At 71.7% G+C, this 15,143-nt stretch carries 15 protein-coding genes; 5 read left to right on the top strand and 10 right to left on the bottom strand.

From position 1 onward, the window contains the following. The first annotated feature begins 30 nt into the window (after positions 1 to 30). A complete protein-coding gene (locus HAV39_RS32470; protein WP_191842989.1) occupies positions 31 to 822 on the top strand; it encodes a DUF1684 domain-containing protein in 792 nt (263 codons plus the stop codon). 3 nt (positions 823 to 825) lie between these two features. On the opposite strand, the gene HAV39_RS32475 is transcribed toward HAV39_RS32470, so the two are convergent. The 7 genes from HAV39_RS32475 to HAV39_RS32505 all read right to left on the bottom strand — a co-directional run bounded on the left by HAV39_RS32475 (position 826) and on the right by HAV39_RS32505 (position 7,547). Beyond that, complete coding sequence (locus tag HAV39_RS32475; protein ID WP_191842990.1) at positions 826 to 1,071, bottom strand: hypothetical protein; 246 nt, start codon at positions 1,069 to 1,071, stop codon at positions 826 to 828. A gap of 227 nt (positions 1,072 to 1,298) precedes the next feature. After that, a complete protein-coding gene (locus tag HAV39_RS32480; protein WP_239121077.1) occupies positions 1,299 to 1,985 on the bottom strand; it encodes an FKBP-type peptidyl-prolyl cis-trans isomerase in 687 nt (228 codons plus the stop codon). 93 nt (positions 1,986 to 2,078) lie between these two features. Then, positions 2,079 to 3,056, bottom strand: a complete 978-nt coding sequence (locus HAV39_RS32485) for an aldo/keto reductase (protein WP_191842991.1) — start codon at positions 3,054 to 3,056, stop codon at positions 2,079 to 2,081. Positions 3,057 to 3,069: 13 nt separating this feature from the next. After that, the gene (gene aroA / locus HAV39_RS32490; RefSeq protein WP_239121076.1) at positions 3,070 to 4,350 is read right to left on the bottom strand and encodes a 3-phosphoshikimate 1-carboxyvinyltransferase; all 1,281 of its coding nucleotides are present in this window, start codon (positions 4,348 to 4,350) and stop codon (positions 3,070 to 3,072) included. 157 nt (positions 4,351 to 4,507) lie between these two features. Then, positions 4,508 to 5,629 (bottom strand): NAD(P)-dependent oxidoreductase, encoded by a 1,122-nt coding sequence (locus HAV39_RS32495; RefSeq protein WP_191842992.1) that lies wholly within the window; start codon positions 5,627 to 5,629, stop codon positions 4,508 to 4,510. Between the two features lie 4 nt (positions 5,630 to 5,633). Continuing rightward, the gene (locus tag HAV39_RS32500) at positions 5,634 to 6,782 is read right to left on the bottom strand and encodes a serine hydrolase domain-containing protein (RefSeq protein ID WP_191842993.1); all 1,149 of its coding nucleotides are present in this window, start codon (positions 6,780 to 6,782) and stop codon (positions 5,634 to 5,636) included. Between the two features lie 126 nt (positions 6,783 to 6,908). After that, on the bottom strand, positions 6,909 to 7,547 hold the full coding sequence (locus HAV39_RS32505) for a TetR/AcrR family transcriptional regulator (protein ID WP_191842994.1): 639 nt from the start codon (positions 7,545 to 7,547) through the stop codon (positions 6,909 to 6,911). Positions 7,548 to 7,632: 85 nt separating this feature from the next. Between HAV39_RS32505 and HAV39_RS32510 the strand changes: the two genes are divergently transcribed. From HAV39_RS32510 to HAV39_RS32525, 4 genes are all read left to right on the top strand, one after another. Beyond that, positions 7,633 to 8,778 carry an alkane 1-monooxygenase gene (locus HAV39_RS32510; RefSeq protein WP_191842995.1) on the top strand — a complete coding sequence of 382 codons (1,146 nt, stop codon included), beginning with the start codon at positions 7,633 to 7,635 and terminating at the stop codon, positions 8,776 to 8,778. Positions 8,779 to 8,908: 130 nt separating this feature from the next. Next, positions 8,909 to 10,462 (top strand): MDR family MFS transporter, encoded by a 1,554-nt coding sequence (locus HAV39_RS32515; RefSeq protein WP_191842996.1) that lies wholly within the window; start codon positions 8,909 to 8,911, stop codon positions 10,460 to 10,462. 422 nt (positions 10,463 to 10,884) lie between these two features. Next, on the top strand, positions 10,885 to 11,418 hold the full coding sequence (locus HAV39_RS32520; RefSeq protein WP_203736798.1) for an ATP-binding protein: 534 nt from the start codon (positions 10,885 to 10,887) through the stop codon (positions 11,416 to 11,418). Positions 11,419 to 11,420: 2 nt separating this feature from the next. Continuing rightward, entirely contained in the window at positions 11,421 to 12,185 is a 765-nt protein-coding gene (locus tag HAV39_RS32525) for a tRNA(His) guanylyltransferase Thg1 family protein (protein WP_191842997.1), read from the top strand. Here the strand turns inward: HAV39_RS32525 and HAV39_RS32530 are convergent. The 3 genes from HAV39_RS32530 to HAV39_RS32540 form a co-directional block, all read right to left on the bottom strand. After that, complete coding sequence (locus tag HAV39_RS32530) at positions 12,169 to 13,173, bottom strand: TIGR03842 family LLM class F420-dependent oxidoreductase (protein ID WP_191842998.1); 1,005 nt, start codon at positions 13,171 to 13,173, stop codon at positions 12,169 to 12,171. The genes HAV39_RS32525 and HAV39_RS32530 overlap by 17 nt on opposite strands. A gap of 101 nt (positions 13,174 to 13,274) precedes the next feature. Beyond that, a complete protein-coding gene (gene hydA, locus HAV39_RS32535; RefSeq protein WP_191842999.1) occupies positions 13,275 to 14,681 on the bottom strand; it encodes a dihydropyrimidinase in 1,407 nt (468 codons plus the stop codon). A gap of 11 nt (positions 14,682 to 14,692) precedes the next feature. Next, a partial coding sequence (locus tag HAV39_RS32540; protein ID WP_280528755.1) for a nitrilase-related carbon-nitrogen hydrolase occupies positions 14,693 to 15,143 on the bottom strand: 451 nt, incomplete at its 5' end.

Genomic DNA, 15,143 nt, shown 5'->3' on the forward strand with positions numbered 1-15,143 from the left:
GAGCGCCGTCGCCGAGGAGGAGGGCCTGACATGGTTGTCGACCCCCAGACGCTGACCGAGGAGTGGGACGCCTGGCGTGCCGCCCGTGAGCAGGAGCTGCGTGAACCGCACGGCTGGCTGAGCCTCACCGCGCTGCACTGGCTGCCCGCCGAGGAGGTCGTGCTGCCCGGTGTGCCGGGGCGCTGGAGCGTGCACGACGACGGCGCGCTGCTGCTGGCCGCACTCGCCGACGGGCTCAGTCATGCCGGTGAACCCGTCGAAGGCGAGCTGGTGCTCAGCCCGGTCGAGGGCGGCGCGGGCATCACGCTCGAACACGGCGACCGGCTCGTCGAGATCATCCAGCGCGGCGGGGCGTACGCCCTGCGCGTGCGCGACCCGCAGGCGCCCACCCGGACCGGCTTCACCGGCGTGCCGATGTTCGCCCTCGACGCGCGCTGGGCGCTGGACGCGGTCTTCGAGGCCTACGAGACGCCCCGCCCGGTGACCGTCGGCGCGGTGATCCCGGGACTCACCCATGACCAGATCGCCCGTGGTGTGCTGCGCTTCGAGCTCGACGGTGCGCCGCTGGCGCTGACCGCCATGGACGCCGGTGACGGCAGCCTGTCCGTGCTGTTCCGCGACGCGACCAGCGGCGTGTCGACGCACGGCGGGGCCCGCTCGCTGTCGGTGGCCGAGCCGGGCGTCGACGGCGCGGTGGTCGTCGACTTCAACCGCGCCGTCAACATGCCCTGCGCGTTCACCGAGTACGGCACGTGCCCGCTGCCGCCGCCGGAGAACGTGCTGGCGATCGCGGTGGAGGCGGGGGAGCGTACGCCCCGCTGAGCCTCACCAGTGCTGGCCGCCGTGCCCGGAGGCCAGCGCCTCGGCGTGCGCGCGGCTCTTCTTGAGCTTGCGCGGGATCCGTTCCTTCTTGTGCTTGCCGTTCTGGTGTGAGCTCAGTCCGGCCAGCGCCGTGTAGCTGTCCTCGGTCGCCTGGTTGCGGCGGCGCCGGTACGCCAGCACGGCGCCGACGCCCGCGGCCGCCGCGGACACCAGCCCGGCGGTGATCCAGCTGATCTTGCTCGTTGCCATCGCCCTCTCCTTCGTGCCGCCCGCGGAACGTGGACGGGCCGCCGGGCCGCGAGCGTGGCGGCGCACCGGACGAGCCATGTTCCGCTGCTCGACCATAGCCCGAAGGGCGCTGATTTGAGGCATTTTGCCCATTCGGCTGCGGGGCCATCGCCCGTCATCCGGGGGCGCGGACGACTCCGCCCCCGGCTGCCGGGCAGCCGGGGGCGGAGCACCGCGAGGGACGCGGATCAGGCGGGGTTGATCCCGAGCACGTCGACGACGAAACGCAGCGGGCCGGGCAGCCGGGAGTCCGGGCCGTCGCCATACGCCAGGTTGGCCGGGATGTCGAGCTGCACCCGGCTGCCGACCTTCACGCCGACCAGACCCTGGTCCCAGCCGGGGATGACCTGGCCGACGCCGATGGTCACCGGGAACGCCTGCTTGCTGTCCCAGGACGCGTCGAACTGCTCACCGGTGGGGTACTTGACGCCGACGTAGTTCACCGTGATGTTGTCGCCGGCCTTGACCGTGGCGCCCTTGCCCTGGATCAGGGTGGTGACCTTCAGCTCCTTCGGGGTGCCCTCACCCTTGGTGACCACCGGCTTGGTGCCCAGCGCGGGGTCGGCGCCCGGGGGCAGCGGCGGGAACTTCGCGTCGGGCGCGGGAGCGTTCGGGTCGGCGGCGTTGGGGTCCGCCGCCGGGCTCGCCCCGGCGCTGGTCGAGGCGCCCGGCTGCGCGGCCGTGGAGCTGTCGCCGCCGTCCTTGAACACCACGAAGGCGAAGCCGATCAGCAGGATCGTGCCGAAGAACGTGCCGAGCATGCCGTACACGATCTTCTTGCGCTTGGCCGCCCGCGCCGCGGCGACCCGGGCCTCCCGCCGCTCCGCCTTGGTCGCCCGCCGGGCTTCCGTCTGGTCCTTCACCTGTCCGCTCACGAATCCTCGAATCTCCGCCGACCGTCATGTCTGTTGTGTGGCACCAGCCACGGCTGGGCACACGCTACCGGTTCACGCGCCGGTCCGCGCGTGTCACTGCCCGGCGATCCGGTGCGGCTCGTAGTGCTGCTCCAGCGCGGCCACCTCGTCCGCGCTCAGCGTGAGGTCCAATGCCGCCACCGCGTCCTCCAGGTGCTGCGGTTTCGTCGCGCCGACGATCGGCGCGACCACGCCCGGCCGGCTCGCCACCCAGGCCAGCGCGATCTGGGCGCGGGGCACGCCGCGCTCGCGGGCGATCCGGGCCACCTCGGCGATGACGGCCTGGTCGGCTGCCTCCGTCTTGGCGTAGAGGCCCTCACCGAAGGCGTCGTCCTTGGTGCGGGCGGTCACCGCGTCGGGCTCGCGGGTCAGCCGGCCGCGGGCCAGCGGGCTCCACGGGATCACCCCGATGCCCTCGTCGAGGCAGAGCGGCAGCATCTCCCGCTCCTCCTCGCGATAGATCAGGTTGTAGTGGTTCTGCATGGTGGCGAACCGGGTCCAGCCGTGCGCGTCGGCGGTGTGCAGCGCCTTGGCGAACTGCCAGGCGTACATCGAGGACGCGCCGAGGTAGCGTGCCTTGCCCGCCTTGACCACGTCGTGCAGCGCCTCCAGGGTCTCCTCCAGCGGCGTGTGCGGGTCGAACCGGTGGATCTGGTACAGGTCGACGTAGTCGGTGCCGAGCCGGCGCAGGCTGTGGTCGATCTCCGTCATGATCGCCTTGCGGGACAGGCCCCGGCCGTTGGGGCCCTCGCGCATCACGCCCCACACCTTGGTGGCGATGACGACCTCGTCACGGTCGGCGAAGTCGCGCAGCGCCCGGCCCAGGATCTCCTCACTGCTGCCCAGCGAGTACACGTTGGCGGTGTCGAAGAAGTTGACCCCGAGCTCCAGCGCCCGCTTGATGAACGGGCGGGACTCGTCCTCGGGCAGCGTCCAGGTGTGGCTGCCCAGGCTCGGGTCGCCGTAGCTCATGCAGCCCAGGCTCAGCCGTGACACGTCGAGGCCGGTGCGGCCCAGCTTCACGTACTCCATAAGGCTTGATCCTTCACGCTCGGGCGGTGACCCGCGACAGGTCCGCGAAGAAACCCGGGTAGGTCTTCGCGACGCACCGCGGGTTGTCGATCTCGATGCCGGGCGAGCGAAGGCTGAGCAGCGACAGGCTCATCGCCATCCGGTGGTCGCCGTACGTGTCGAAGCGCGTCGGCGCGGGCCGGCCCGGCCGGATGGTGAAGCCGTCCGCGTGCTCCTCGGCGTCGATGCCGGCCCGGCGCAGCTCGGTGACGACCGCGGCCAGCCGGTCGGTCTCCTTCTCGCGGATGAAGCCGATGCCGCGCACCCGGGTCGGGCCGTCGGCGTGCACCGCGACCGCGGCCAGGGTCTGGGCCGTGTCGGAGATGTCGGCCATGTCGACGTCGACGCCGCGCAGCGTGCCGCCGCCGGTCACGGTGATGCCGTCGGCGGTCCGGGACACCCGCGCGCCCATCCGCTCCAGCACGTCGGCGAAGCGCACGTCGCCCTGCAGGCTGCCCGCGCCCAGTCCGGCCACGGTGATCCGTCCGCCGGTGATCGCCGCCGCGGCCAGGAAGTACGACGCGGCGCTCGCGTCGGGCTCGATCGCGTACTCGGCGGCCCGGTATCGGCTTGGGGCGACGCCCAGCCCGTCGGCCTGCACGCCGAACGCGGCCATCACCGCGGCCGTCATGGTCACGTACGGCACCGAGACCAGCGGCGAGGTCAGCTCCACGGCCAGCCCGTCGCGCATCAGCGGTCCGGCCATCAGCAGCCCGGACAGGAACTGGCTGGACAGGTGCCCCGGCAGCGGGACCCGGCCGCCGTGCACCGGGCCGGTCACGGCCAGTGGCAGCCGGCCCGCCTCGGCCGGTTCCTCGACCCGCGCGCCGAGCGTGCGCAGCGCCTCGACCAGCGGTCCGAACGGCCGGGCGCGCAGCTGGGCGTCCCCGTCGAGCACCCCGCGCGCCGGGCGCAGGGCCAGCGCGGGCAGCAGGAAGCGGGCGGTGGTGCCGGACTGGTTGGCGAACACCGACACCGGCGCGGTCGCCAGTCGCGGGTCGGCGCCGCGCACCGTCACCGTGGCCGCCGCCTCGTCCACCGTGACCTGCGCGCCCAGCGCGGCCGCCGCGCCCAGCATGGCCCGGGTGTCGTCGGCGAACAGCACCCCGCTCAACGTGCTCTCGCCGTCGGCGAGCGCGGCGCACAGCAGCGCCCGGTTGGTGATGCTCTTGGAACCCGGCAACCGCACCGTGGCATCCGGCGGCTGCTCCACCGGCGACAACGCGATCACAGACGGCAAAGAGGTCTCAGGCACGGCCGCCAGTATGCGCCCCCGACAACCTCGCCATCGCCCGCTGACCACGCACTGAGATCAACCAGCCCATGATCAAAACGATCTTGCGCGAACTGTTGCCGTTTTGGGGTTTTCGAGTGTGTCATCCCCACAGTCCACGCAAGATCGTCGCCGCTCCTCAGGGGGTGGCGGGGCGCCAGGCGGTGGTGGGGAGGGGGTGGAGGCCGGGTGGGTAGGTGGAGCCTTCGGTGATGGTCCAGGCGAGGGAGGCGATCATCAGGGCTTCCGTGGTGTCGAAGACGTTGAGGCTGTCGCCGTCGCCGGCGACCAGGTTGGCGATGCGGCCGCCGGCGAAGAGGAACAGTTCGCGGTCGCCGTAGCGGTGGGCGGTGAGGTGGGGGATGACGGGGCGGCCGGGGCCGAGCGCGTCGACCTCGATCTCGTCGTCGGTGTGGCCGGAGTTGAGCAGGAGGCAGCCGTCTTTGGCCCGGGCGAACAGGCGGGCGGGCAGTGAGCCGGGGCGGCCGGTCGCGGTGACGACGACGTCGGCGTCGGTGATCAGCTCGTCGGCCGTGCCGACGCGGTAGCCCTCGTAGGAGGCGACCGCGCGCCGGGACGGGTCGGGCTCGGCGACGAGGACCTGCGCGCCGTTCGCCCGCGCGGTGCGGGCCAGCCCCGCGCCCACCTCGCCGTAGCCGACCACCAGCACCGACTTGGCGTGCAACGTGACGTTGGTGCGTGCGGTCAGGGTGGCCCAGGTGCTGGTCCCGACGGCGAACCGGTTGTGCAGGACCGTCTTGAGCGGCACCGCGTCCAGGTCGAACACCGGATGGCGCACCTCGACCCGGAACAGCCGGTCGACGCCGGTGCGGGTGACCTCGACCCCGGCCGACAGCCCGGTGTATCCCGCCCGCGCGGCCGTGGTCATCACCACCGCGCCCATCTCCAGCGCGTGCGTCGGGGCCCACTCCACGCACGCCGCGGCCGCCCGCTCCTCGTCGGCGAACCGGGTGAACGCCGTCTCCACGCCCTCGGCGTGCAGCCAGCCGACCACGTCCCACTGCGTGGTGTGCGGGTTGGCGGGCACGACCGCCACCTGCGCGCCCGCCCGCGCGAACGCCTCGATCGCGAGCAGGATCTTCAGGTCCAGGTGGACGGTGCAGGCCAGCCGCACCCCGTGCAGCGGCGGCAGCGCCGCCGCGGCGCGCGCGGTCAGCACCATGTTGTGGCGGGCCCACGCGATGCGCTCGTCGAGCGGGACCGCCTGCCACGCGGTGGGCGCCTGCGACGGCTGCGACACGGGGTCACCGGTCCGGGTAGAGGATTTTGGCGAGCTCGCCGAACAGCGGCGTCGCGTGGTCGGTGTCCAGTGCGGACCGGTTGATCTCCACCACGATGACCGCCCCGGTCTCCGGCAGGTAGAACATCGCGGTGTTGTAACCCAGGATGGTGCCGTTGTGGCCGAGCCAGCCGCCCCAGTCGGCGATGCCCAGCCCGTACGACACCTGCGCGTCCTTGGCCAGCGGCACCGTCTGCAGGCGTTCGCGCTGCAGGCGCTCGCTGATCAGCGCGCCGTTGGCCAGTTCCGCGGCCCAGACGCGCAGGTCGCGCAGGTTGGACGTCATCGCCCCGGCGGCTCCGGCGTAGCCGGGGTTGGAGTAGGTGACGTCGCGCAGCGCATCGGCGTCGCCCGGGTCGGGCGTCTCGTCGTAGCCGCGCGCGTACGGCGGTTCGAGCGCGGGCGTGGTGGGGTAGCCGGTCGAGGCCAGGCCGAGCTTGTCGACGATGTCCTCCTCGATCAGGTCGCCGATCGCCCGGCCGGTGACCCGCTCGACGACCGTCTCCAGCAGGATGTAGTTGGTGTCGGAGTAATGGAAGCCCTTGCCCGGCGGGAAGTAGGGCTCATGGTTACGGGCGATGTCGAGTGCGTCGCGCGGCCCGAAGGAGCCCGCCGGATCGGCCTGGTAGCGCTTCTGGAACTCCGGGTCCTCGGTGTAGTCGTAGACGCCGGCGGTCATGTTCATCAGCTGCCGGATCGTGATCGCGTTGCCGTCGGGCCAGTCGACGTATCGGCTGAGCGGCTCGTCCAGGCCGATCAGCCCGCGGTCGACCAGTTGCAGCACGGCGGTCCCGGTGAACGTCTTGGTGATGCTGCCGACGCGGAACCGGTCGGCGGCGTTCATCGCCCGGCCGGTCTCCTGATCGGACACCCCGATCACGCAGATCCAGCTGCCGCGGCCGGGCACGAACACCCCGGCGGTGATCCCGGGAGCCTGCGCGGCGGCGCGGGTCTTGTCGACGGCGGCGTGCATCCGGTCGCGCTCGTCGGACGTGAAGCCGAAGGCCGCCTGCGGGCAGCCGTCCGGGCCCGCCGCGCGGGCCGGGAACAACCCGATGGTCAGGGTCAGCACGGCCGCGGCGGCCAGCGCCGCCACCATGTGCCAGGTCTTCACACCCGTTCCCCCGTCCTGTTCGGGGCGCAGCCCGTCCGGGGCACAGCTGTCGGGCTCAGTTTACCGGCGACGTATCCCTAACATGGACAAAACGCCATGGCGTGTACCCGACGCGGCGGGTTCCGGTCAGCGGGGCGCGTGCCGCCGCGACGCGTCGAGCAGCAGCACGACGAGTCCGGCGAGCGCCTCGGCGGTGTGCCCGACCGGCCGCAGTGGCAGCACGATGTGGCTCACCACCAGGCGGATGACGGTGTCGGCGGCGAACGCCAGCTCGTCGGGCTCGACCGCGGGCAGGAAGGCGCCGGCCCACTCCAGCAGCGGCACCGCCGCGGCGGCCATGACCACGTCGGACCGGGTGGTCAGGTAGGGCAGCAGCGGATCCGCGCCGCCGCGGGAGCTGGTCAGGATGACGCGGATCAGCGGGTTGGCGGCCGCCTCGTCCAGCGCGAACCGCGCCGCGGCGGCGACCGCAGCCCGCACCTGCGACCCGTGCGCGAACAGGGCCGCGCGTACGCCCGCCGTGAACAGCTCGATCTCGGCGGCGGCCATGGCGTCGGCCAGCCCGGCGCGCCCGCCGAACTCGTTGTAGACGGTCTGCCGGCTCACCCCGGCCCGCTCGGCGACCCCCGCCATGCGCACCTCGGCCCAGCCGCGGGTGACGGTCAGCTCCCGGGCGGCGGCCACGATCGCCGCCCGCGTGGTGTCGCGATCGGGCCGCGACGGCGCGATCAGTGCCGGAAACGGTCGGCGGGATACGGGCGACATCCCATGACTTTACAAAATACTCGTGATTGTCAACAGTCGATGGCGGTGGGATTCTCGCCGTACACCCCTCATCGCGGAGGCGACCATGAGCGAAGCGACCTGGCGCGACCCCCGCCGTTGGCTCTGGCCCGCGGCCTTGCTCGTGCCCACGCTGCCCTTCCAGGGCCTGGCCAGCGCCCGCGGCGGGCACGAGTGGGGCTGGTGGCTCACCCCTGCCGTCGTGTTCGGACTCATCCCGCTCGTCGACCTGCTGGTCGGCGACGACCGGCAGAACCCGCCCGAGGAGGCGGTCGCCGCGCTGCAGCGCTCGCGCTACTACCGCGTGCTCACCTACCTCTACCTGCCCCTGCAGTACGCGGCACTGGCCGCCTGCTGCGCCGTGTGGGCGCGCGGCGGGCTGAGCCCGTTCGGCGCGGCCGGGCTGGTGCTCAGCATCGGCATCGTGAACGGCATCGCCATCAACACCGCGCACGAGCTGGGGCACAAGCGCGAGCGCCTGGAGCGGTGGCTGTCGAAGATCGCACTCGCGCCGACCGGCTACGGGCACTTCTACGTCGAGCACAACCGCGGCCATCACGTGCGGGTGGCCACCCCGGAGGACCCGGCCAGCGCCCGGCTGGGGGAGAGCTTCTGGACCTTCCTGCCGCGTACGGTGCTGGGCAGCCTGCGTTCGGCCTGGCGGCTGGAGAGCGCGAGGTTCCGGCTGCGCGGGCGCACCCCGTGGACCTGGCGCAACGACGTCCTCAACGCCTGGGTCATGACGGTGGTGCTGTTCGCCGGGCTCACCGCCTGGTTCGGGCCGGTGGTGCTGCCGCTGCTGGCCGGGCAGGCGGTGGTCGGCTTCGCGCTGCTCGAAGTGGTGAACTACCTGGAGCACTACGGGCTGGCCCGCTCGCGTAACGCCACGGGCCGCTACGACAAGGTCGACCCGCGGCACAGCTGGAACAGCGACCGGGTCGTCACCAACGTCTTCCTGTTCCAGTTGCAGCGCCACAGCGACCACCACGCCAACCCGTTGCGGCGCTACCAGGTGCTGCGCAGCTTCGACAGCTCGCCGCAGCTGCCCGCCGGCTACGCCACGATGATCGTCGTGGCGCTGGTGCCGCCGCTGTGGCGGGCCGTCATGGACCGGCGCGTGCTGGCCCACTACGACCAGGATCTCAGCGCCGCGAACGTGCACCCGCCGGAGCTGGCCCGGCTGCGCTCGCGGTATCCGCTGCCCGCGGCCTGACCGGCGCGCACCGCCGGCCGAGTCGCGGTCCTCGATGGACCGAGGTCATCGGAGAAATTCGTGCCGTCACGGCATAGTTGCGTGCAGTGTAATTTTGCGCACTGCGCAAGTTTGTGCGAGGCTGCCTCGCATGAGCACCGTGTCCCCACCCGTACGCATGAACCACCGCGAGATCCTGGAGTCCCTGAGCGGGCTGCTGCTCGTGCTGTTCGTCGCCATGATCAGCTCGACCGTCGTGTCGACCGCACTGCCCCGCATCGTCGGCGAGCTGAACGGCACCCAGACGCAGTACACCTGGGTCGTCACGTCGACCCTGCTCGCCGCGACCGCCACCACCCCGGTCTGGGGGCGGCTGGCGGACATGTTCGACAAGAAGCTGCTCGTCCAGATCGCCATCGGCATCTTCGTGCTCGGCTCGCTGATCAGCGGCTTCGCGCAGGACACCCCGCAGATCATCGCCGCGCGCGCGTTCCAGGGCATCGGCGTCGGGGGCCTGCAGGCCCTGGTGCAGATCGTGATCGCGGCGATGATCCCGCCGCGCGAGCGCGGCCGCTACAACGGCTACCTCGGCGGCGTCATGGCCGTGGCAACGCTGGCCGGGCCGCTGCTCGGCGGCCTGATCGTGGACACCTCGTGGCTGGGCTGGCGCTGGTGCTTCTTCATCGGCGTGCCCATCGCCGTCATCGCGTTCTTCATGCTGCAGTTCACCCTGCACCTGCCGGCGGGCGCCCGGTCGAAGGGCAAGGTGGACTACCTCGGCGCCGGGCTGATCGCCGTCGGCGTGAGCACCCTGCTGATCTGGGTGTCCTTCGTCGGCAACTCGTTCGCCTGGCTGTCCTGGCAGACCGCCGCCATGGTGCTGTGCGCGCTGGTCGTGCTCGGCCTCGCCGTGCTGGTCGAACGCCGCGCCGAGCGGCCGGTCGTGCCGCTCGACGTGATCCGGCAGCGGGTGCCCGCCCTCGCCATCCTCGCCAGCCTCGCCGTGGGCATGGCCATGTTCGGCGGCGCGGTGTTCCTCGGCCAGTACTTCCAGGTCGGGCGCGGCTACACGCCGACCGAGGCGGGCCTGCTCACCATGCCGATGATGCTCGGCGTGCTGATCTCCTCGACGGTCACCGGCCGCATGGTCACCACGTCCGGCAAGGTCAAGCCGTACATCGTCACCGGCGCGATCGTGCTGGTCGTAGGCTTCCTCGGCCTGTCTTTCATCGACCACGACACGCCGCTGGCCTTCGTCGGCGCGGGCATGCTGCTGGCCGGGGCCGGCGTCGGCATGACCATGCAGAACCTGGTGCTCGCCGTGCAGAACACGGCCGCGCTGAAGGACCTGGGCGCGGCGACCGGCGCGGTCACCTTCTTCCGCTCGCTCGGCGGCACCATCGGCGTGTCCGTGCTCGGCGCGATCCTCGCCGAGCGGGTCAAGACGACCATCCTGTCCCACCTCGCGGCCGCGGGCCTGCCTGCCGGGGCGGGCGGCGGCTCGCTCAACCTCAAGGCCCTGCCGCCCGCCGCCCAGGCGATCGTGCGGGAGGCGTACGGCGACGCCACCGGCCACATCTTCCTGGTGTCGGCGGCCATCGGGGTGGTCGGCGTGCTCGCCGCGCTCGCCCTGCCGAAGATCACCCTGCGGTCCAGCGTCGACCTGCCCGCCCCCGCGCCGGAGCCCGAGCTGGTCGAGGCCTGACGTCCGGGACGGCTGAGGAGGCAACGGTCATGCCCTGCGGTGCGCTGCTGGCCGGGATGCTCGCCGCGCTGTCGTCGGCCGTCCTGGCCAGGTGTCGCAGGCGGCGGCGGCCCGTCGTGCCGCCGCCGCCCCGGCCGGCTCCGACCGCGTGTGTGCCGGGGCGGAGCGCGGCCGGTCGCCCGTCCCGGCGCCGGGCGCGACCATCCGGCACCATCCGGCGCCCCCGCAACCGCAACGCCGCCGACGTGCGCTGAGCGGGGCGGCCGGCACCTGCAGTTTCGGGGAAAGTGCAGCAATGCCTGCGTTGATACCTGCAGTTCCCCCGAAACTGCAGGTGATCGGCGAGGGTGCCTGCCGAGCGGGGTGTGGGTGTGGTGGAGCCGGGTGGTGGTGGTTGTAGGGGACCGGGCACACTCTCGCGGGTGAACCGCATCCCTGCCCGCGTGGACCGCGCCGATGGCGTGGTGCCCGGTTCGCGGGATGCTGAGATGCCGGTCGAGGTGGCGGTGCTGATCGGGTTGCAGGCGTCGGGCAAGAGCACCTTCTGCCGGACGGTGCTGGCCGACGGCCGGGCGGTGGTGAGCAAGGACGACTTCCGCAACGCCCGCCACCGGCAGGTCCGGGAGATGCGGCTGGTCGGCGAGGCGCTCGCCGCAGGGTGCAGCGTGGTGGTCGACAACACGAACCCGTCCCCGGCGCAGTGGCAGCCCCTGATCGATGCCGCCCGTGAGTACGGTGCGAGCGTCGTCGGGTACTGGTTCCCGCCCGATCCGGCGGGCTCGGCGGCCCGGAACGCCGCCCGCGACGACCGCACCCGGGTGCCGGACGCCGGGCTGCGCGCGGTGCTCCGTGACCTGCGCCGCCCACGCCGGGTGGACGGGTTCGACCAGCTGTACACCGTCGGGTTCGACGGTGCGGGAGGCTTTCGGGTCGAGCCGCTGGACGAGGAGGAGTGACCGTGGACGCCGACGAGTTCGAGGCCGGGCAGCGGTCGCGGGAGTACTTCCACGGCCTGACCGTGCTGCCCGGCGCGTGGACGGTGCTGCGGCTGGACGGGCGGGGTTTCTCGCGGTTCACCGAGCAGCACTTCGACAAGCCGTTCGACGAGCGGTTCAGCGGACATATGGTCACCACCGCGACGGCGCTGCTGACCGAGCTCGGCGGGCGGTACGCGTACACCGAGAGCGACGAGATCTCCGTGCTGCTGCCGCCCGGCTTCGACCTGTTCGGCCGCAGCGTGGAGAAGCTGGTCTCGATCTCCGCCGGTATCGCCAGCGCAACGTTCACCCATGGCGCGGGCGTGCCGGCGCACTTCGACTCGCGGATCTGGCTCGGCGTCTCGGCCGCCGACGTGGCCGACTACTTCTCCTGGCGGCAGTCCGACGCGACCCGGTGCGCCCTGAACGGCTGGTGCTACTGGACGCTGCGTGAGGCCGGGTTGAGCCGCTCGCAGGCCACGCGCGCCCTCGACGGCGCGACGACCGCGGGCAAGAACGAGCTGCTGTTCCAGCACGGGATCAACTTCAACGAGCTGCCCGCCTGGCAGCGCCGGGGTGTCGGGCTGTGGTGGGAGACGTACGACCGACCCGGCCACGACCCGGTGCGAAGCGTCGACGTCACCGCGACGCGCCGCCGCATCCGGATCGACCGCGAGCTGCCCATGAAGGACGCGTACCGCACTCTGATCGAGCAGCTCGCCGTCGGGATCAGCCCAACGCTTTGATCGCCGGGATGATCGTGTCGCCATACGCGGCGAGGGTGTGGTCCATGTCGTCGTGCTGGAGGTAGACCGCGAACTGGTCCACGCCCAGCTCCTTGAGCCGGGTCAGCTTCTCGATGTGGGCCTGGGCGGGGCCGAGCACGCAGAACCGGTCCACGATGTCGTCGGTGACGAACGCGGTGTGCGCGTTGTCGGCGCGGCCGTGCTCGGCGTAGTCGTAGCCCTGCCGGCCCTTGATGTACTCGGCCAGCGCGTGCGGGACCGCGCCGTGGTCGCCGTACCGGGCGACGATGTCGGCGATGTGGTTGCCGACCATGCCGCCGAACCAGCGCACCTGGTCGCGCTGGTGGGCCAGGTCGTCACCGACGTACGCGGGCGCGGCGACGCAGATCTTGACCGCGGACGGGTCACGCCCGGCCTGCTCGGCGGCGCGGCGCACGTGCCGGATCATCCACTCGGTGATGTCGAGGTCGGCGAGCTGCAGGATGAAGCCGTCGCCGACCTCTCCGGTCACCTTGATCGCCTTGGGGCCGTACGCGGCGACCCACACCTCCAGGGCCGACTCCTTGACCCAGGGCAGCTGCATCTCGATGCCGCGGTGGGTCGCCTCGCGCCCGTTGGCCAGGGCGCGGATCACGCCGACGGCTTCGCGCAGGTGCGCGATGTCGACGGGCGGCAGGCCGAGGGTGCGGCGGGCGGAGTCGCCGCGGCCGATGCCGCAGACGGTGCGGTTGCCGTACATCTCGTTGAGGGTGGCGAAGGTGCTGGCGGTGACGGTGACGTCGCGGGTGCCGGGGTTGGTGACCATCGGCCCGACGATGACCTTCTCGGTGGCGGCGAGGATGGCGCTGTAGATGACGTACGGCTCCTGCCACAGCAGGTGTGAGTCGAACGACCACACGTGGCTGAACCCGGCCGCCTCGGCACGCTGCGACAGCTCCACGACCCGCCGCGCGGGCGGGTCCAGCTGGAACACGACCCCGATGTCCACTGTGTGCTTTCCTTTCGAGCTGACGTTGCTGCGGGTGGCCGGGGGTTGAGGGTTAAGAGGGTGCCCTTCCTCTACGCAGAGCGATGTGAAGGTGCCCTTCCTTATCGCAGGTAGGTGGAGAGGCCTCGGGGGAGGTAGCGGCCGTGGCCTTTGTGGCCGTGGAACTCGTTGTTCGCGACCAGGACGGTGCCGCGGGAGATGACGGTGTCGACCTTGCCGGCGATCTCGTAGCCCTCGTAGGCGGAGTGGTCCATGTTCATGTGGTGGGTGGCGACGCTGATGCGGGTGCGGCCGTTCGGGTCGTAGACGACGATGTCGGCGTCGGAACCGGGGGCGAGCACGCCCTTGCGGGGGTAGAGGCCGAACATGCGCGCCGGGGTGGTGGCGAGGGTTTCGACCCAGCGGGCAAGGGAGAGCTTGCCGTCGACGACGCCCTGGTAGAGCAGGTCGACGCGGTGCTCGACGCCGCCGATGCCGTTGGGGATCTTCGAGAAGTCGCCGAGGCCGAGTTCCTTCTGCTCCCTGAAGCAGAAGGGGCAGTGGTCGGTGGAGACCACGGCCAGGTCGTTGGTGCGCAGCCCGCGCCACAGATCCCGCTGGTGCGGCTCGTGCTTGGAGCGCAGGGGAGTCGAACAGACCCACTTGGCGCCTTCGAAGCCTGGTGCGCCGAGCTGGTCTTCGAGGGTGAGGTAGAGGTATTGGGGGCAGGTCTCGGCGAAGACGTTGCGGCCGGTGTCGCGGGCTGCGGCGACGGCTTCGAGGGCCTGTGACGCCGACAGGTGCACGATGTAGAGGGGGGTGTCGCCGGCGACCTGGGCCAGGGAGATCGCGCGCCGGGTCGCTTCGGCTTCCAGTTCGGCGGGTCTGGTGAGGCCGTGGTTGACGGGGTCGGTTTCGCCTCGGGAGAGGGCTTGGCCGATGAGGACGTCGATGGCGATGCCGTTCTCGGCGTGCATCATGATCATGGAGCCGTTGTCGCGGGCTTTCTGCATGGCGCGCAGGATCTGGCCGTCGTCGCTGTAGAACACGCCGGGGTACGCCATGAACAGCTTGAAGCTGCTGATGCCCTCGGCGTCGACGAGGGAGTCCATGGCTTTCAGGGACTCGTCGTCGACCCCACCGATGATCATGTGGAAGCCGTAGTCGATGTGGCAGTTGCCGTCGGCCTTGGCGTGCCAGGCGGCCAGCCCGTCGGGGACCCGTTCGCCGGTGCGCTGCACGGCGAAGTCGACGATGGTGGTGGTGCCGCCGAACGCGGCCGCGCGGGTGCCGGTCTCGAAGGTGTCCGAGGCAGCGGTGCCGCCGAACGGCAGCTCCATGTGGGTGTGCACGTCGACCGCGCCGGGGATGACGTACTTGCCGCTCGCGTCCACCACCTGCGCGCCCTCTACCGGCGGGGTGCTGTCGGGCGAGAACAGCCCGGCGATCTTCTCGCCCTCGACCAGCACGTCGGCGGGGTGCGCGCCGGTCGCGGTGACGACCGTGCCGCCCTTGATCAGCAGGTACACGCCGTGCCTCCTCAGGCCTGGGTCAGCGGGCCGTAGGCGTCGGGCCGGCGGTCGCGGTAGAACTGCCAGCGGTCGCGCACCGTCTCCAGCAGGTCCAGGTCCAGGTCCCGGACGAGCAGCTCCGGCTGGTGCGCGTCGGCCGTGTCGCCGACGAACGCGCCCTCGGGGTCGACGAAGTAGGAGGTGCCGTAGAAGTCGTCGTCACCCAGGTCCTCGATCCCGACCCGGTTGATCGCCCCGATGAAGTACTCGTTGGCCACCGCGGACGCGGGCTGCTCCAGCTGCCACAGGTAGGACGACAGGCCTCGGCTCGTGGCCGACGGGTTGAACACCAACTGCGCGCCGTTGAGGCCGAGTGCCCGCCAGCCCTCGGGGAAGTGCCGGTCGTAGCAGATGTACACCCCGACCCTGCCCACCGCCGTGTCGAACACCGGGTAACCCAGGTTGCCAGGCCGGAAGTAG

Source organism: Catellatospora chokoriensis (assembly GCF_011297315.1).
Taxonomy (GTDB): domain Bacteria; phylum Actinomycetota; class Actinomycetes; order Mycobacteriales; family Micromonosporaceae; genus Catellatospora; species Catellatospora citrea.